This is a genomic window from Mesorhizobium sp. M0960 (genome assembly GCF_040319055.1).
Lineage (GTDB): Bacteria > Pseudomonadota > Alphaproteobacteria > Rhizobiales > Rhizobiaceae > Mesorhizobium.
In genome coordinates this window covers 153,242-170,517 of record NZ_JAMYNN010000006.1, presented here as the reverse complement: position 1 = coordinate 170,517, position 17,276 = coordinate 153,242, and the positions used below count along the sequence as shown (strand labels likewise).

The 17,276-nt window shown below is 64.9% G+C and carries 13 protein-coding genes; 7 read left to right on the top strand and 6 right to left on the bottom strand.

Annotated features, from left to right (window positions below; all coding sequences use genetic code 11):
* Nucleotides 1-143: 143 nt before the first annotated feature.
* Nucleotides 144-2,828: an ATP-binding protein gene (locus NKH63_RS14485; protein ID WP_352918000.1), complete on the bottom strand. Its 2,685-nt coding sequence runs from the start codon at nt 2,826-2,828 to the stop codon at nt 144-146.
* 333 nt (nt 2,829-3,161) lie between these two features.
* Between NKH63_RS14485 and NKH63_RS14480 the strand changes: the two genes are divergently transcribed.
* The gene (locus NKH63_RS14480; protein ID WP_023717857.1) at nt 3,162-3,332 is read left to right on the top strand and encodes a hypothetical protein; all 171 of its coding nucleotides are present in this window, start codon (nt 3,162-3,164) and stop codon (nt 3,330-3,332) included.
* A 26-nt stretch (nt 3,333-3,358) separates the two neighbouring features.
* Here the strand turns inward: NKH63_RS14480 and NKH63_RS14475 are convergent, their stop codons facing one another.
* The 5 genes from NKH63_RS14475 to NKH63_RS14455 all read right to left on the bottom strand — a co-directional run bounded on the left by NKH63_RS14475 (nt 3,359) and on the right by NKH63_RS14455 (nt 10,291).
* Nucleotides 3,359-4,948, bottom strand: coding sequence for an indolepyruvate oxidoreductase subunit beta family protein (locus tag NKH63_RS14475; protein WP_352716771.1), 1,590 nt, complete (start codon nt 4,946-4,948; stop codon nt 3,359-3,361).
* Nucleotides 4,941-7,094, bottom strand: a complete 2,154-nt coding sequence (locus tag NKH63_RS14470; protein WP_352917998.1) for a thiamine pyrophosphate-dependent enzyme — start codon at nt 7,092-7,094, stop codon at nt 4,941-4,943. The genes NKH63_RS14475 and NKH63_RS14470 overlap by 8 nt, the downstream gene beginning before the upstream one ends.
* 46 nt (nt 7,095-7,140) lie before the next feature.
* Complete coding sequence (locus NKH63_RS14465; protein WP_023717860.1) at nt 7,141-7,617, bottom strand: MarR family winged helix-turn-helix transcriptional regulator; 477 nt, start codon at nt 7,615-7,617, stop codon at nt 7,141-7,143.
* Nucleotides 7,617-9,188 (bottom strand): phytoene desaturase family protein, encoded by a 1,572-nt coding sequence (locus NKH63_RS14460; RefSeq protein ID WP_352917996.1) that lies wholly within the window; start codon nt 9,186-9,188, stop codon nt 7,617-7,619. Before NKH63_RS14460 ends, NKH63_RS14465 begins: the two co-directional genes overlap by 1 nt.
* A gap of 311 nt (nt 9,189-9,499) precedes the next feature.
* Nucleotides 9,500-10,291: a cyclase family protein gene (locus NKH63_RS14455; RefSeq protein ID WP_352791874.1), complete on the bottom strand. Its 792-nt coding sequence runs from the start codon at nt 10,289-10,291 to the stop codon at nt 9,500-9,502.
* 122 nt (nt 10,292-10,413) lie between these two features.
* Between NKH63_RS14455 and NKH63_RS14450 the strand changes: the two genes are divergently transcribed.
* The 6 genes from NKH63_RS14450 to NKH63_RS14425 all read left to right on the top strand — a co-directional run bounded on the left by NKH63_RS14450 (nt 10,414) and on the right by NKH63_RS14425 (nt 17,252).
* Complete coding sequence (locus NKH63_RS14450) at nt 10,414-11,988, top strand: phytoene desaturase family protein (protein ID WP_352917995.1); 1,575 nt, start codon at nt 10,414-10,416, stop codon at nt 11,986-11,988.
* Nucleotides 11,989-12,096: 108 nt separating this feature from the next.
* Complete coding sequence (locus NKH63_RS14445; protein ID WP_352917994.1) at nt 12,097-13,623, top strand: ABC transporter substrate-binding protein; 1,527 nt, start codon at nt 12,097-12,099, stop codon at nt 13,621-13,623.
* 70 nt (nt 13,624-13,693) lie between these two features.
* Nucleotides 13,694-14,701 (top strand): ABC transporter permease, encoded by a 1,008-nt coding sequence (locus tag NKH63_RS14440; RefSeq protein ID WP_023717865.1) that lies wholly within the window; start codon nt 13,694-13,696, stop codon nt 14,699-14,701.
* The gene (locus NKH63_RS14435; RefSeq protein WP_023717866.1) at nt 14,694-15,542 is read left to right on the top strand and encodes an ABC transporter permease; all 849 of its coding nucleotides are present in this window, start codon (nt 14,694-14,696) and stop codon (nt 15,540-15,542) included. Before NKH63_RS14440 ends, NKH63_RS14435 begins: the two co-directional genes overlap by 8 nt.
* Nucleotides 15,539-16,429 carry an ABC transporter ATP-binding protein gene (locus NKH63_RS14430; protein WP_031193635.1) on the top strand — a complete coding sequence of 297 codons (891 nt, stop codon included), beginning with the start codon at nt 15,539-15,541 and terminating at the stop codon, nt 16,427-16,429. The genes NKH63_RS14435 and NKH63_RS14430 overlap by 4 nt, the downstream gene beginning before the upstream one ends.
* The gene (locus NKH63_RS14425; protein ID WP_023717868.1) at nt 16,422-17,252 is read left to right on the top strand and encodes an ATP-binding cassette domain-containing protein; all 831 of its coding nucleotides are present in this window, start codon (nt 16,422-16,424) and stop codon (nt 17,250-17,252) included. The genes NKH63_RS14430 and NKH63_RS14425 overlap by 8 nt, the downstream gene beginning before the upstream one ends.
* The last annotated feature ends 24 nt before the right edge of the window (nt 17,253-17,276 follow it).

Here is a 17,276-nt window from a genome sequence, read left to right as displayed (position 1 = left end):
TGCGAGCAGAAGCCTACGCGGAGCGGCGGGCATGCAAATCGGTACCGCCACCCATTTTTAGGCGGTCGATTTCCCAGTTTTCGCGGAGATTTCGCTGCGGGAACTACCCAGAGCCTGTTCCATCCCGACAGAATCAGCTGGAATCATGGTCCCGTCTGGTGCGGTTCCAACGGATGGGTGCCCGTCAGGAGCCACGGCTCGCCGCGCAGCCGCAGGAGGATTTCCATACGGTTTGCGGCGTTGAGCTTGCCGAGCAGCGAGGAGACGTGATGCTCGATCGTGCGGGGCGAGCGCGACAAATGTCGCGCGACTTCCTTGTTGCTGATGCCCTGGGCGATCAGGGCGAGCACCTTCTGCTCGTGCTGTGTCAGGCCGAGCGGATGGCGACGGGCCGCCGCATAGGGTCCGCGCTGCACCTTCGGCAGCAGGCCTGACAGGCCCTGACGCTGCGCGAGCTTGCGCGCCAGCGCTGCGGCCGCGGGCGCGTCGATCTCGTCCAGCATCGCCACGGCGCGAGCGAGCGCCGTTCCGGCATCCGCCCCACGAACCTGCATGAGGGCAAGTGCTGCCTCGTAGGGCAGCGAGAAACGCGTCCACTCCGCCGCGGCGGCCTGCGGGTCGCCGACAAGCTCGGCGGACCAGGGCGACGGTATGGGCGCCGATAGCGCCGGCAGCGATCCGGGCATTCCGCATCGACGCCACCAGACCGACAATTCGCCAAGGTCCCTGGGGCGGAAATTGTCGAGGTTCATGGCCGCCAGCTCGGTAAGCTGCGCGTGGCCGGCGCCGATATCCTCGGCAAGCCAGGCCGCCTCCGTCAGCGCCAGGCGAACCGGGACGATACGCTGCGGCTCGCCGGTCGTCTGCCCCTCCGCAAGGGCCCGCTGCAAAAGGTCGACGCCGTCGGTCTCGCCCAGCCTTACGCGGACCGTGCCAAGCACGGTGAGCGCCGGCAAGTGCATCACCATCGGCAGGCGCTCCACATTCATGACGCCCTGAGCGATGGTTGCGGCCTCGCGAAACCGGCCCTGTTCCATGCAAAGCTGCGCCTGCCGGCCGAGCAGGTATTGCGCCGCCGAATCGAGGTCGTGCCTGGTGCAGAATGCGATGCCTTCGGCCAGCAGCCGCTCCGCCAGCTCGAAGTCCTTGGCCACCACCGCGCATTCCGCAAAGTTCGTATAGGCCCGCGCCGCATGGTCGTGGAGCCCGTGCTCGAGCGCCAGGGCAAGGCTTTCCTCCAGCCGCTCACGGCCGCCGGGACGGTCGGCGAACATGAGCGCGGTGCCGACATTGTTGAGGGCGTGAACGCGCGTCTCGACCTCACCCAGCCGATCGGCCAGGCTGATCGCGCGCTCGCCCCATTCGATCGCCTCGTCGAAACGATAGTGCAGCATGTGGAGCTGCGAGCGTGTGCTGTAGGCCATTGCCACTTCGGGACCCGGCGGCAGCCTTTCCACTTCATGCACGGCCTGGTCCGCATACTCTTCCGCCTGCGGACCTTCGCCGCGCCGCCAGTGCAGCCGCGACAGCCAGCGCAAATTGAGCCCTATCTTGTCGACCCGGTCCAGCTGCCGCCAGATAGCGATGGCGCGATGCCGGGCCTCGATGATGGCGTCATAGACAAGCAGCGCCAGGCCGGCCTCGTAGGCCCAGTCCTCGTGCAACTGCGCGGCCAGTTCCGGCGGGGCTTGGTCGACATATCTGAGTGCGGTCGCCAGATGCGAGGCCGCCTCCCGGTGCGCGCCCAGGCGGGCGGCCTGCCTGGCGGCAAGTGGCGCGAGTTCGAGCACGCGTTCGCCATTGTCGGCGCCGCCGGCGTGATGGACGCGGCGCGAAAGCAGAGCGCTTGCCTGCGACGCCGGAACTTCCGAGAGTGCCGCTTCGACCTTGGAATGAAGCAAACGTTGCAGAGAGGGGGAGAGCCGGTCGAGCGTCGCTTCCCTGGCAAGCTCGTGGCGAAATGTCAGCGCGCCCTGATCGTCCCGCCGCAGCAATCCACGGTCGACGCATCGATCCACGAGCGCTTCGGTCTCGTCCCCGAGAAGGGCCCGGATCAGCCACGGCTCAACGCTGCCCGGCATGATGCTCATGACCTCCAGCACGTCGCGCTCTCCAGGCGTCAGGCGCGACAGGCGGGACCACACCGCGTCGCGTATGGAATCGGGCACGCGCGCCGATTCGGTCTCGCTGCTGGACAGGAGCTCGGTAACGAAGAAGGGATTGCCCTCAGTAATGCGGTAAAGCCCGTCGGCGGAACGGCCGGCCTGTTCGGCCAGCATCGTAACCGCCTGGGGAGACAGCGGTTTAAGCGTCACGCGGCGTACGGAGGCGGCGGGAAGATCGCCGAGCACGTGGGTCAGCGGGTGATCGGCGTTCAAGTCCTCTCTGCGCATGCTGAGCACCAGCATGGTGCGGAGCAGGGAGACGCGGCGACCGAGATATCTTACGAGGTCGAGCGTCGCATTATCCGCCCAATGCACGTCCTCGAAGATGAGCACGGTCGTGCCCTTGGCGCGCTGCAGCGCGTTCAGCAATGCCGGGAACAGCCGCTCCGGGGCTGCGGTCTCCTCAAGCAGCGCTGCCACGCGCGGGTCGAGCAAGTGCGCCATGTCCTGGAGAGGGCCCAATGGACGCGGCGTGAAGAGCGCCTCGCACCAGCCCCACAGCACCCGGCAGTCCCGGTCGGCGTTTTCCGCGAATTCGCGCAGCAGAGAGGTCTTGCCGAGGCCCGCCTCGCCATGCACCAGCACGGTCCCGCCATGTCCGGCAGCAGCTCTCTCGGCCGCGGCCAACAAAGCTCCAAGTGGGTCCTCTCGCTCAAGCAGCATCAAACCCGCGCCTCCAGAACATTGAAGGTACAACAGTAGGCAATGAGTGCAACACGCTCATTTCACATGACCTCACATGACCGCGGCGATTTGGCAAATCACCCCTGGGAAGCGGGCGTTATTTTGTCCCGGAGCCGATATGTTTGCTGCTGCCATAAGCATGAAGACTACAAAACAGGCAGACAACCAAGCCGGCGACAAGACCTAGCGAAGCGGGCTGGATAGCCTCACTTCCGTGATGATAGCGTGAAAGAAACGCGTTCCATCGATCCAGCCCAAAGCCTATCTCATCGTCGGCCGTTCCGGCCTGACGTTCAACAGGGGGTGAAAATCATGGAAGAGGAAGACGATGTCCTAAGCGACCTGAGCTATGTCGCCGAAAATTTCGATGATGTGGCAAAGGAAACGATCGTCCTGGTGCTGGAGGCTGCGATCGCCGAGATCATTGGCCTCAGAATTGCCCTGCAGACTGCCGCGTCGAAGGCGACATGGGCAACAGACTGAGTTGCAGCCGGGGTTGAACGAGCGCCTCAGCTCGGCGAGGTGTCGCCCAGCGACGCCACGGTTTTCAGCGCGCCGTCAAGCATGTCGCCCTTCTCGTCCTTCAGCGCGGCTTCGCGCAGGCGCCTGATCCAGTCGGCGGCGTCCGGGCGGCCCTTGAGCAGGTCGAGCGCCGACAGCACCCGGTCGAATTTCGACTGCGCGCGGGCGTGGGTGTCGCTGTAACCCTTGATCAGCCGGCGGGAGTTGAGGATCTCGACGGCCAGCGCATAGTCTTCTCTGACTTGGCCGAGAGCCAGCGCATACCAGCGCTCGAGATGCGCGGTCTCGACCTTGTGGCGCAGCAGGCGGCGGCGCCAGCGGCGCAGGCCGCCGATGAACCACAATGCGGCAAAGCCGGCAAAACTGTCGGTGCGGATGTGGCGGCCGCGGTTGATGCGGCGGTCGAGGAATGCGGCGAGCTTCGGCCGGCTTTCGATATAGCTGCCGAGCCCGGCCGGCAGCGTGCCGCAGAATTCCTCAATGCGCGGATGGAAATATTCGGTCACCTGCAGGACCGAGCCGTCCTTGACGCCGACCTCGCGACGTACGCGTCGGTCGCGGCTCGAGCGCGTCTTCAGGTCGGCGACGCGGATCATGTCGTCGTAGCACATCGCATTGGCCAGATGCTTGGCGGCGGCGATCGACAGCGCGTAGTCATGTTCGGCATTGTCCAGGACGACGGCCCGGTCTAGCCGGTCGAGATACTCGCCGCCATAGGCGATGTCCTGATAGTCGACAACCTTTTTCAGACCGCGCATCGCCATGTCGCGGACAGGAGCCGGCAAAGCATCGACCCGGGCGGCCAGGTGCTGCCAGCCTCGCAAGAGACTTTGCGGGCCGCTGACTTTTGTCGCCGCGCCCGAGCCAGTTTCAGCGGCTGCCGGCTGTGCCGTCTTATCGCCCGAAGGCGCACTCGCGATGCCGCGCGCCCGATCGTAGGAGGCGCCGAAGGCGGCGAGGCTGGCCTTCACACCGCGGCCGCCGGCACTGACCGCCTGCTCGTAGCTCTCGCGTGTGAACGGCAAGGCATCGGAGCCGGCCAGCGCGCCGAGCAGGCTGGCCGAGATCATCGAGCCGTTGTCGGCGGCGATCTTCTCCATGTCGAAGGCGATGAAGCGCTTGGCCGCTGCCTCGGCAGTCGCATGCACCTTTGGCGACGATGCACGTCCGTCGCCGGGCTCGATCTTTTCCGAGACCGCTGCGATGCGGTGCGACGAGGCGATCAGTGTCGTGCGCTCCGGCGTGACGAAGCCGCGGATGATGGCGCGGCCGGCCTCCATCAGTTCGGCGGCGATCAATATATCGACGTCGCCCTGCGACGGCGACAGCGCGAAGACCGGCAGCCGGCCGCTGTCGCGGCACATCTCGACGTAATAGATGGTGGCGCCGGTGCGCTGGGCGACGCCGGCGACCGAGGTCGATTGCGCGACATAGCCGTTGCGCTCGGCGACGTCGGTGATCCAGTCGGCCAGCACGCCGCCGCCCTGGCCGCCGACCGCCAGCACGGCAAGCTTGATGACGCGCTCGTCGTCCGGCGCGCCGGCCTTGGAACGGGCTGATGGGACAGCGTCAAGCATCGGCGAATGTCAGGCGCCGGCTTTCACGGCGCCGCTGCAAGAGGCCGATCATGGCGCGGCGCGCCGCTTCCAGGAAACGGTCCCGGCGGCTCGGATTGTGCACCACGTCGGCGCGGTAAAAGGACGGGCAGAGCACCGCCGCGTCGGCAACCTCGCCGCAATTGCCACAGCCGACGCAGCTCTCGTCGATATGCGCCACCGGATCGTCGCGCAGCGGGTCGTCCAGCGACTTCACCGATAGCGACGGGCAGCCGGAAAGCCGCATACAGGCGTGATCGCCAGTGCAGATATCCTCGTCGACGCCGAATTTCGGCTTGACCGTCCGCTTACCGCCCTTGATCGCCTTGTCGACCAGAGGCTTTTCGCGGCGCTGCCGGTTGAGCATGCATTCGGACGAGGCGACGATGACTTTTGGGCCCTTTTCGTCCGTCGTCAGCGCTTCGCGCAGCGCGTCTTGCATCTTGGTTACGTCGTAGGTGCGGTCGATGTGGCGCAGCCATTTGACGCCCATCCCCTTCACCGCCTCGGTGATCGGATGCTTGGTCGACTTCGTCTTGTTGCCGGCGCGGGACGACAGGATGTCCTGTCCTCCGGTCGCGGCCGAATAGAAATTGTCGACGATGACGATGACGCCGTCATTCTTGTTGAACACCGCATTGCCGATCGATGAGGTCAGGCCGTTATGCCAGAAGCCGCCATCGCCGACGAAGGAGATCGAGCGGCGCCTAGCATCGGGCGAATTGAACGCCGAGGCCGAGGCCGGCCCCAATCCGTAGCCCATGGTGGTGGCGCCGAGCTCGAAGGGCGGCATGATCGAAAACAGATGACAGCCAATGTCGGAGGCGATGTGGTGCTTGCCCAACTCCTGTTCGACCAGCTTGGTGGCGGCGAAGATCGGCCGCTCCGGGCAGCCGACGCAGAAGCCGGGCGGGCGGCCCGGGACGACGTTGATCAGGTCGGCGGTGTCGAGCCCGTCGCCGATCTTGTTCGGCGCGCGGACCTCGCTTGGCAGCAGATGCGGGATGGTGGCGCGCAGGAATGATCCGATGCCATCGAGCATCACCTGGCCGGTGTATTCGCCGGCCATCGGCAGATGTTCCTTGCCGACGAGCTTGGTGCCGCGCCCGGCCTTGTGCAGCATCGCGGCAAAGGCCTGTTCGATGTAGTTGGGCTGGCCTTCCTCGACGACGAGCACGGCGTCCTTGCCTTCGCAGAAGGACAGGAACTCGTCATCGACCAGCGGGTAGACGGCGTTCAGCACATAGAGCGGCACGTCGGTGTCGCCATAGGTGTCGGCGAGGCCGAGCCGCTGCAGCGCCCGGATGACGGAATTGTACATGCCGCCCTGCATGACGATGCCGACCGCGCCGTGCTCCGGGCCGAAGAACTCGTTGATCTTGTTGTCGCGGATGAAATCCACCGCCGCCGGCCAGCGTTTCTGCACCTTTTCCTTCTCGTGCAGGAAGGACGCGGGCGGCAGCACGATGCGGCCGGTGTCGCGGCGCGGCGCCTCGAGCGCATCGGCGACCGTCATCGCCGGGCGCTTGTTATCCTTGGCGATGAAATGGCCGTGCACATGGCAGCAGCGGATGCGCACCTGCAGCATGACCGGCGTGTTGGAAACCTCGGACAGCTCGAAGCCGTGCTCTACCGCCTTGACGATCGACGGCAGGTTCGGTCGCGGGTCGAGCAGCCAGACCTGGCTTTTCATGGCGAAGGCGTGGCTGCGCTCCTGCATGATCGACGATCCTTCGCCGTAATCCTCGCCGACGATGATCAGTGCGCCGCCGGTGACGCCGCCGGACGCCAGGTTGGCCAGCGCGTCGGACGCGACATTGGTGCCGACCGTCGACTTGAAGGTCGCCGCGCCGCGGATCGGATAGTGCACCGATGCCGCCAGCATGGCGGTCGCGGTGGCTTCCGAGGCGCTTGCCTCGAAATGCACGCCAAGCTCGCCCAGGATATCCTGCGCGTCGGCCAGCACGTCCATCAAATGGCTGATCGGCGCGCCCTGATAGCCGCCGACATAACCGACGCCGCATTGCAGCAGCGCCTTGGTGATGGCCAGAATGCCCTCGCCGGAAAACTCCTCGCCGGCGCCGAGTCTGAGCTTTTCGACTTCCTTGGCAAAAGACCGTTCGGCCATTTTGGGCTCCCTTCCGTTGCCGCCAGGAATCTGGCGGCGCGTAAGATCAGATGTCGTGCTTGCGAATGTTCTTCAGCATCTTTTGCAGCGTCGCGATCAGCGCCGCGTATTCGGCATCGTCGATGTCGTCGAACATCGTCTCGAAAGCGTCGTGCATGGCCGGCCAGGCGCGCGCGAATTCGGCGCGGCCATCGTCGGTCAGGAACACATGGCGGATACGGCTGTCGGTAACCCCCTGCTCGCGCCGCACAAACCCTTGTCCCTCCAGCGTGTCGAGCGTACGGCTCAAGGTCGACTGCTCGATGACGGTATAGACCGACAGATCGTTGACGGTGACGCCATCGGTGACCGACAGGACGGCCAGCGTCCTCACCTGCGGAATGGTCAGGCCCTGCTTGCGGAAATTATCTCGCAAGGTGGCATTGTAGCGGCCCATGATGCGGTTCATCAGATAGGGCGCGAATTGCTGCAGGCCGATCTGGCCCAGTGTCGAGATGCGCTGGCGCACAACCTTCTGTTCCATCACAGCCTCCCCGCCAGGAGGAAGCCGGAGCCGCCACCCAAGCCAGCACCCGGATGGGTCGAGGCGCCGATATGGTAGAGGCCCTTGACGCCGGTATCGTGATTGCGGCTCGTCTTGAACGGCCGCCACAGGAACGACTGGTCGATAGCCGAGGAGCCGCCATAGGGATCGCCGCCGACCAAGTTGATGTTCATCGCTCCCAAATCGGCCGGCGAATAGGCGCGGCGTGCGATGACGCTGTCCTTGAATCCTTCGATATGACTGGCGAGGATCGCTTCGGCGCGGTCGGCATAGGCTTCGCGCAGCGCCTCGGTCCAGCGGCCGTCCGCTGGTGTCTGCAGTTTGCCGGCGGCATCGCCCTTGATATGCCGTGGCGCCTCGGGCAATTGCAGCCACAGGATCGCCTTGCCGTCCGGACAGCGCGACGGGTCGAGCGCATGCGGCTGGCCAACGCAGATGGTCGGCACCTCCGGCAACATACCGCGCACGGCCTCGTTGCAGGCCTTCGACACGCCGTCGAGCCCGGGTGTCAGATGCAGCAGCGCGACCTTGTCCAGGCCCTCGCCGCGCCATGCCGGCGGCTTGTCCAAGGCATAGTGGATCTGGAAATTGCCCTTGCCGTAGAGGTATTTTTGCGCTGCTTCGGCGTCGTCCTTTGCAGCATCCCTGCCGAGCAGCCGGTCGTAAAGCTGGGTCGGCGTGACCGAGCAGATCACGCTCTTCTTGGCGGTCACGATCTCGCCGGAAGCCAGCCGCACGCCGGTTGCACGGCCTCCGCTCTGGACGATGGCCGCGACGTCGGCGCCGGTGCGGATTTCGCCGCCACGTTCCCTGATCAGGGCTTCGAAGGCGGACAGCAGGTTCCTGGCACCGCCCTTGACGATCGGCGCGCCGGCCGCCTCAAGCGCGAAGGCGATGACCTTGGCGATCTGTCCCGAAAACGCATCTTCGGGCCCGAGGCCGGCATGCAGCACCCAGGGCGCCCACAGCGCGCGCATGGTTTCCGACTGGTAGGTGCTTTCCAGCCAGCCGCGCGCCGGCACCAGCGCGTCGCCGACAAAGGCGGCAAGGCCACGCGGGCCGCGCCGCCATGCCTCGCCCGCCAGCAGCTTTGCCGTCGGGTAAGACCACAGGCTGCCGCCGAGCAGCCCGAACAGGAGGCCGGCATTGCGCTCGATCTCGCCGACATCGCTGCCGTGCCGGTCGCCGTCGCCCGCGGCAAGCGCATTGGCCGCCGCGACATTGGCGGCGCGATCGGTGCGCAGGATGGCATGGCTGCCATCCGGACGCAGCACGCCGCTGGGCGTGACGGTGTTGCAAAACTCCAGGCCGTGCCGCGCCAGATCCTTGCCCAGCGCCGCATAGGCCGGCGAGGTGATGAACAGAACGAAGGTCGTCGCCATCACGTCGTGGATGAAGCCGGGCGCGGTGATTTCTTCTGTGCGCATGCAGCCGCCGATGCGGTCGTTGCGCTCGAGCACCAGCACCTTCGCCCCCTTGCCGCCAAGCATCGCGGCGCAGACCAGCGCGTTGATGCCGCTGCCGACGATGATGTGATCAGGAGCGCTCATCGATGCGTGCTCCCGGTGAGCGGAAGGTGGAATTCATTTGCGCGGGTTGGCGTTCCTTCGCGCCCCCCTCTGTCCTGCCGGACATCTCCCCCACTTGGGGGGAGATCGGCTGTCACCGCGGCCTTCGCCACTCTCCAACGTCGCAGGAATGAGCGGGGCGCCGAAACTGCCAATCTCCCCCCAAGTGGGGGAGATGTCCGGCAGGACAGAGGGGGGCGCCGTAGAGCCCTAGCTTTGCAAGGCTGCCGCTCCCAATTCGTCACTACAACGCTGCCTGCGCACATGATCTTCTCCCGAAGACCGCAGCTACCCTATTGCCTTGGCACCAACGCCAACGCGCGGATCGGGCTGCCGGTGCCGTGCTCGATTTTGAGTGGTGCGGCGATCAGGATCGCGCCTTTCGGCGGCAGCCGGTCGAGGTTGCACAGGCTGGCGAGGCCGTAGCGATTGGCCTTGTGCATCAGGCTGTGCGCCGGGAATGGCGGCTCCATGCCGCCGGCCTTGCCGGCATCGGTGCCGATCGTCTCGCTGCCCCAGCCCTTGATGTCCTTGCCGATCAGATACTGGATGGCTTCCGCGGTCGGGCCGGGCGTGTGCGGACCGGTCTCATTGGCGTTGAGGAACTCGGCTTCCGAGCCGTTGCGCTTATACCAGTCGGTGCGCATCACCACCCACTCGCCCGCGTTGATAACGCCATGTTCGGCTTCCCATGCCTTGATGTGATCGACGGTGAGCAGGAAATCGTGATCGGCGGCCGCTTCCTTCGAACAGTCGATGACATTGACGGGTCCGACAAAATTCTGCGCCGGAATGGTGTCGGTGGCGCCGTCCGGATAATCCTTACCGGTGATCCAGTGATTGGGCGCATCAAAATGCGTGCCTGAATGCTCGCCGAGTTTGAGCCAGTTCCACGCCCACCAAGGTCCGTTCTTGTCATAGGCGGAGATGGCGTGGATCTCGATCTTCGGCGTGTCTACCGCCAGTTCCGGCGGCAGCTTGATCAGCGGTGTGTCCGGCCCGAGCGGCGCCGTCAGGTCGACCACCTGGATGGCGCCTGAAAGAAGCTGGCCGGCGACTTCGCCGAGGAGTTGTTGCGTATCCATGGTCTGTGTTCCCTCTTCTTGGATGGCTCTGAAGGCTCGTTGCGGCCCTTAATATCCTACTAGACGAAAACATATGCATCTGCAATTATCTTTAAGCATAAAGGAAATGGGTTGGGTGGGATGTGAGCGAGTTCGACGCCATATTTGTCGGGGCAGGCCACAACAGTCTGGCATGCGCCGCGCATCTGGCGCTCAAAGGCTGGAAAACTGCCGTTTTCGAGCGCGATGCAACGATTGGCGGCGCCGTCCAGACGCGTGAATTCACGCTGCCGGGTTTCCGGCACGATTTCGGCGCGATGAATCTGAGCCTTTTTGCCGGCTCGGCCTTTCACAAGAAATATGCAAATGAATTGAAAACCCACGGGCTGGAATTCGTGCCGGTGGCCGACTGTTTTGCCAGTGCGTTCCCCGACGGCCGCTGGTTCGGTGTCAGCAGCGATCTGGAAACGACCGCTGCACGAATGGCCGCCTTCTCCGCAATCGACGTCGCCACATGGCGCCGCTTGGTTGCGGCATTCCCGGCCGAGGCCGAGCATCTGTTCCGGCTGCTGGGCTCGCCGATGAGCGGTCGAGCGCTCGCCGGCACTGCCTGGAACCTGTGGCGCAAGAAGGGTTTTGCCGGCGCGCTCGATACGGGGCGGCTGCTGCTTTCCTCACCCCGCGCGTGGCTCGAGGAGACTTTCCAGTCGCCGCATGTCAGGGCGACGCTCGCCACCTGGGGCATGCATCTCGACTTCGCCCCCGACATCGCCGGCGGCGCGGTGTTTCCTTACCTCGAATCCATGGCCAACCAGTGCTTCGGCATGGTGCTCGGCAAGGGCGGCGCCGACACCATCATCCGCGCTTTGTCGGGCATGCTCACGGCGGCCGGCGGCAAGATCGTCACTGGGGCTGACGTCGCCGAAATCACGGTGTCCGCCGGCAAGGCGACCGGCGTGCGGCTCGCTTCCGGCGAGATCCACACCGCCACCAGGGCCGTCATCGCCAGTGTCGCGCCCAAGGCGCTGACTGGGAAGCTGTTGCCTGACGGTTCGGGCGACGCCGTTTTCGACACGGCCATGAAAAACTTTCGCCATGCGCCGGGGACGATGATGATCCATCTGGCGCTCGACGATCTGCCGGACTGGCGCGCCGGCGCCGAGCTTCGGCAGTTCGCCTATGTGCATCTGTCGCCGTCGCTTGATGCCATGTCGCGAACCTATCAGCAGGCGACGTCCGGCATGCTGCCGGATGAACCGGTGCTGGTCGTCGGTCAGCCGACCGCGGTCGATCCCTCGCGTGCGCCGGACGGCAAGCATGTGCTGTGGGTGCAGGTGCGCATGCTGCCGGCCGAGATTGTGAGCGATGCGGCGGGCACGATCGCGGCGGCTCACTGGGACGAGGCTAGGGAGCACTACGCCGAGCGCGTCCTCGACATTATCGAGCGCTATGCGCCCGGCCTTCGCCGGAAGATCCTCGGCCGCGCCGTGTTCTCGCCCATCGACCTCGAACGCGAGAACCCCAACCTTGTCGGCGGCGACCAGATCTGCGGCAGCCATCATCTGGCGCAGAATTTCCTGTTCCGGCCGGCGCGCGGCTACGCCGGCTGGAACACGCCGGTCGGCAATCTGCATCTGACCGGGGCGGCAACATGGCCGGGCGCCGGCACTGGTGCGGGCTCGGGCTTCATGCTCGCACAACAACTTGGCGGGAGGTAAAGCCGTAATTTTCAACTAGGGTGAAGGAGGACAAGGCGCGGTTGCCCAAGGAGCCTGAACCCACCGATTGACAACGACACCGCGCATAAAAGCAACAGGGGAACGACCATGACAATCAACAGACGAGAATTGCTCGGATATGGCGCGGCCGCGCTTGGCGCTACGGCGCTCGGCCTGCCGCAAATCGCCAAGGCTGCCGGCGAACTGACCATCGCCTACAATGTCAACCTGCCGTCCTGGGACCCGACCACCGGGCCTTCGGCAGTCAACCCGACCATCCAGGGCCTTTACCAATCGGTGTTCGACCAGTTCATCCCGCAGAAGCCGGACCTTTCCTTCGCGCCCGGCCTGCTCACCGAATGGGGCTGGAACGAAGATCGCAGCAAGATCACGATGACGGTGCGCGAGGGCGTCACCTGGCATGACGGCTCGCCATTTACGGCCGAAGACGTGGTCTGGTCGCTGCAGCGGGCGGGCGACGAGAAGACCGGCAACCCGATCCAGTTCGTCTGGAAGAACGTCAACAACTTCAAGATCGACGGCAACAAGATCACCGGCGATGTCGTCCAATTCGACCCGGTGTATTTCAAATGGATGTCGTTCCTGACCGGCTATATCATGCCGAAGGCCTACTACGAGAAGGTCGGCGCCGAGGGTTTTGAGAAAGCTCCGATCGGCACCGGGCCCTATATGGTCGACAAATTCGAGCGCAACGCCTTCCTGCGGCTCAAGGCCAACCCGAACTACTGGGGCGGCAAGCCGGCCTTCGAAAACGTGACCATCAAGTTCGTCACCGATGCGGCGAGCCGCGTCGCCGAGATCGAGTCCGGTTCCTCGCAGGTGACGCTCGAAATCCCCTATGAGGAATATGACCGCCTGATCGCCAAGGACGGGCTTGCCGGCTCGTGCAAGAACGTTTCCGACATCGGCATGATCTTTTTCAACGACATCGATGTGATGCTGGACAAGAACGTGCGCCAGGCGGCGGTGATGGCGGTCGACAAGAAGCTGCTGGTCGACCGGCTGTTGCGCGGCTACGGCCAGCCGATCGGTACGCTGGAGACGCCGGAATACGCTGCCTACGATGCGTCGATCAAGGTCGAACATAACCCGGAAAAGGCCAAGGAATTGCTGGCCGCATCCGGCTATTCGCCGGAAAAGCCGGTCAAGTTCACGATCCAGACGACCAAGGGCTTCAAGCCCAAGGATTACGAGATGATCCAGGCGATCGTCGGCATGTGGCGCAAGGTCGGCATCGAGGCGACGATCGAGGTCTACGAAATCGCCAAGCACTACGAGCTGCGCGCCGCCGACAAGCTGGCGCCGGCAGCCTTCTACAATTGGGGCAACGCCATCGGCGACCCCACCACTTCGACCGGCTTTGCCATGTATGGCCCGAGCCCGCATTCGGTGTGGGACAGCCAGGACTTGATCGACATGATCAACCCGCTATGGGGCGAGAAGGACGAGGCCAAGCGCATCGCCGGCTGGAAGGCCGTCGACAAATACATCGCCGAGCAGGCCTATGTGCTGCCGCTGATCCAGTATGCGCAGCCGATCGTGCATGCCAAGGGCGTCAATGTCGTGCAGCATGTGTCGGGCGCGCTGTTGCCGGCGCTGATGAGCCCGGCCTGAGATCGGCCCGGGACTAACGCGCGCCGTCTGCAACGACGGCGCGCCTTTTCCGCCAGGCATACAGGCGACCATGCTGCTGCAAAGATTCCTGATCCGTCTTCTGACGATGGCGATCACGCTGTTCGGCGTGGCCGTCGTCGTCTTTATCGTCATCCGCGTCGCCCCCGGCGATCCGATCGCGATGATGCTGCCGCCCGGCGCCACCGATGCCGACATCGCGCGGCTGCGCGCGCTGTACGGGCTGGACAAGACGATCGTCCAGCAATTCTTCATCTGGCTGTCCGGCGTAGTCAGAGGCGATTTCGGCACGTCGATCTCACTGCGGCAGGATGTGCTGGGGCTGGTCTTCAATCGCCTCCCGGCGACGCTGGAGCTCGCCTCCGTCGCGCTTGTGATGGCGGTGGCGATCGGCGGCACGATGGCGATCCTCGGCGCGCGCGAGCGCGGCACCGCGGTCGAGGCCGGCATCGACATTGCCAGTGGTGCGGCGCTCTCGATTCCCGATTTCCTGTGGGGTCTGGTGCTGATCTTGTTGTTCGGCGTGCTGGTGCCGGTGTTCGACATTTCCGGCCGAGTGTCGCCGCAACTCGACCTGCCCTTCGCCACGCAATTCTATCTGTTCGAAAGCATCGTGCGACTGCGCTTCGACCTGACCAGGGACCTGCTGGCACACATGCTGATGCCGGCGATCGCGCTGGCGCTGCCGCTGGCCGCGATCATCTCGCAGCTGCTGAAACAGTCGCTGAAGGAAGTGCTCGACCTCGACTATGTCGTGCTGGCGCGGGTAAAGGGCTTTTCGGAAACGCAGGTCATCCTGCGCGAGGCGTTGAAGAACGCGGCGCTGCCGACGCTCACTCTGGTCGGCGTGCAGTTTACCTTCCTGATCGGCGGCACGGTCATCGTCGAACGGCTGTTTTCCTATGAAGGTCTCGGCAATATGGCGATCGATGCCGTCATCAATCGCGACCTGCCGCTGATCCAGGGCATCGTGCTGGTCTTCGCGCTGTTGTTCGTGCTGATCAACCTTGCCGTCGACATGATGTACGCGTTGCTCAATCCGAGGCTGCGCCATGGATGAGGCCCGCATTTCAAGACATGGCTCGCGCGCCCGCCTGTGGCTGGCCGGCGGCTGGCTGCTGATTGCGCTGTTGGCCGCAATTTTTGCGCCGCTGGTCGCACCGCAGGACCCACTGGCGCAGGATTTGATGCTGGAGCGCCTGCCGCCGTTCTGGCTGGGCGGTGCCGAGCCCGGCTACTGGCTCGGCACCGACAGCCTCGGTCGCGATCTGTTGTCACGGCTGATCTTCGGTGCGCGCATCGCCTTCATCGTCGCCTTCGCGGCGGCCTTTGCCGCCTGCCTGGTCGGCTCGACGCTCGGCCTGATCGCCGGCTATTTCGGCGGCTGGGCCGACCGCATCATCTCGCGTATCGTCGATGTCTGGATGGCGTTTCCGCCGGTGCTGTTTGCCATCCTTCTGGTCGCCGTGCTCGGCACCGGCTTGAGCTCGGTCATCATCGCCATCGCCGTCATCGACTGGACGCGCTTCTGCCGGGTGATCCGCGCCGAGACCATGGGTCAGTCGCGCATGGACTATGTCGAGAACGCCCGCATCGCCGGCTATGGCCGCATCGGCATCATGCTGCGCGAGGTGCTGCCCAATGTGGTGCCGTCGATCGTGGCGCTGCTGTCGCTGGAGATGGGCATTGCCGTCATCGTCGAGGCGATCCTGTCCTTCGTCAATCTGTCGATCTCGACAGACGACCCGACCTGGGGCGGCATCATCGCCGAGGGCCGCCTGTCGATCCATCAGGCCTGGTGGGTGCTGGTGTTCCCGCTGGTCACGCTGATCCTGACGGTGCTGTCGTTCAGCCAGTTCGGCGAGGGCCTCAGGGCGCGTTTCGATCCGGTGCTGCGATGAACGCGCCTGCGAAACCCTGCCTGGACATACGCAACCTTAGCGCGGTGCTGCCTAATGGCTTGCGCGTGCTGCGCTCGGTGTCGCTCGCCGTCGAGCCCGGAGAAGTCCGCGCGCTGGTCGGCGAGAGCGGCGCCGGCAAGACAATGATCGGCAAGGCCGTGCTCGGCGTGCTGCCACCGAGCGTGCGCATCGTCGAAGGCAATATGCTGCTCGAAGGCGAGGATCTGGGCCGGCTGGCACCCAAGGCAAGGCGCACCCTGATCGGCGCGCGCACGGCGCTGATCCCGCAAGACCCGCTGACGGCGCTCAATCCGTCACGGCGCATCGGCCCGCAAATGACCGACCGGCTGGTGCGCATCCTCGGCTGGAGCGGTGAGAAGGCCGATGCACGCATCCGCCAATTGCTGGACGAGGTGCAGATCCGCGACCCCGAGCGCGTGCTCAAATGCTATCCGCACGAGCTGTCCGGCGGCATGCGGCAGCGCGTGCTAATCGCCGCGGCGTTTGCAGCCGAACCAAGGCTGATCGTCGCCGACGAGCCGACGACCGCGCTCGACGTGACCGTGCAGAAACAGATCTTGCGGCTGATCGCGCAATTACAGCGCGAGCACGGCACGGCGATCCTGTTCGTTACTCACGATCTCGGTGTGGTTGCCAAGATCAGCCAGAAAGTTTCGGTGCTCTATGCTGGCAAGGTGGTGGAAGAGGCCGATACCGCAGCGCTGTTCGCCGCACCCCAGCACCCTTATACGCTGGCGCTGATGGCGGCGACGCCGCGCTACACCGATCCGTTCGCCTCGCTGAAGCCGGTCGACGACAAGGTGCTGGCCGGGCTGGCCGCGGAGATCGCCGCCGCCGACCAGGCATGGAGGCGACCGCATGGTTGAGCCGCTGTTTTCCGTGCGCGGGTTGAAGGTTGCGTTGCCCGACATGACGCGCAAACCGCTGATCGGCCGGGCGCCGCTGGCCGAGATCCTGAAAGGCCTGGATTTCGACCTGCCAAGGGGATCGGTGACCGGCATCGTCGGCGAATCCGGCTCCGGCAAATCGACGCTCGGCCGTGCCTTGGTGCGCCTGCTGGAGCCCAGTGCCGGCAACGTCATGTTCGACGGCCGCGACATCACACATCTGCCTGAGGCCGAGCTCCGGCCGCTGCGCCGCAATCTGCAGATGATCTTCCAGGATCCGATGTCGTCGCTCAACCCGCGCCGCACCATCTTCAGCATCATTGCAGCACCCCTCAAGCAGAACGGGCTTGGCGACAATCTCAAGGCACGCGTCGCGGAGGCGCTGCAGCGCGTCGGCCTGCCGCAGAGCTTTGCCGGCCGCTACCGTCACGAAGTGTCGGGCGGCCAGCGCCAGCGCGTCGGCATTGCCCGCGCACTGGCGCTGTCGCCGAAATTCGTGCTGGCCGACGAAATCGTCTCCGGCCTCGACGTGTCGACCCAGGCGCAGATCCTGACGTTGCTGGAAAAACTCGCCGCCGAAATGGGCCTGACCGTTGCCTTTATCAGCCACGATCTGTCGGTGATCCGGAGGCTCTGCCGACAAGTGATCGTCATGCGCGAAGGCGCGATCGTCGAAGCCAGCGCGACGGATACTTTGTTCGAGCACCCGCGGCAGGCCTACACGCGCGACCTCCTCGCCGCCATTCCGCTGCCCGAGATCGATGACGCCTGGCTGCTTCCCGCCCCAAAGGCGCCGGCATGAAGCACAATCCTATTCGCACGCCGA

Excerpts from the sequence above, each read along its gene's own strand:
- NKH63_RS14435 (WP_023717866.1), top strand. The coding sequence starts at position 14,694 with ATGGATGAGGCCCGCATTTCAAGACATGGCTCGCGCGCCCGCCTGTGG.
- NKH63_RS14465 (WP_023717860.1), bottom strand. The coding sequence starts at position 7,617 with ATGGAACAGAAGGTTGTGCGCCAGCGCATCTCGACACTGGGCCAGATC.
- NKH63_RS14480 (WP_023717857.1), top strand. The coding sequence starts at position 3,162 with ATGGAAGAGGAAGACGATGTCCTAAGCGACCTGAGCTATGTCGCCGAA.
- NKH63_RS14485 (WP_352918000.1), bottom strand. The coding sequence starts at position 2,828 with ATGCTGCTTGAGCGAGAGGACCCACTTGGAGCTTTGTTGGCCGCGGCC.
- NKH63_RS14470 (WP_352917998.1), bottom strand. The coding sequence starts at position 7,094 with ATGGCCGAACGGTCTTTTGCCAAGGAAGTCGAAAAGCTCAGACTCGGC.
- NKH63_RS14475 (WP_352716771.1), bottom strand. The coding sequence starts at position 4,948 with ATGCTTGACGCTGTCCCATCAGCCCGTTCCAAGGCCGGCGCGCCGGAC.
- NKH63_RS14460 (WP_352917996.1), bottom strand. The coding sequence starts at position 9,188 with ATGAGCGCTCCTGATCACATCATCGTCGGCAGCGGCATCAACGCGCTG.
- NKH63_RS14430 (WP_031193635.1), top strand. The coding sequence starts at position 15,539 with ATGAACGCGCCTGCGAAACCCTGCCTGGACATACGCAACCTTAGCGCG.
- NKH63_RS14445 (WP_352917994.1), top strand. The coding sequence starts at position 12,097 with ATGACAATCAACAGACGAGAATTGCTCGGATATGGCGCGGCCGCGCTT.
- NKH63_RS14455 (WP_352791874.1), bottom strand. The coding sequence starts at position 10,291 with ATGGATACGCAACAACTCCTCGGCGAAGTCGCCGGCCAGCTTCTTTCA.
- NKH63_RS14440 (WP_023717865.1), top strand. The coding sequence starts at position 13,694 with ATGCTGCTGCAAAGATTCCTGATCCGTCTTCTGACGATGGCGATCACG.
- NKH63_RS14425 (WP_023717868.1), top strand. The coding sequence starts at position 16,422 with ATGGTTGAGCCGCTGTTTTCCGTGCGCGGGTTGAAGGTTGCGTTGCCC.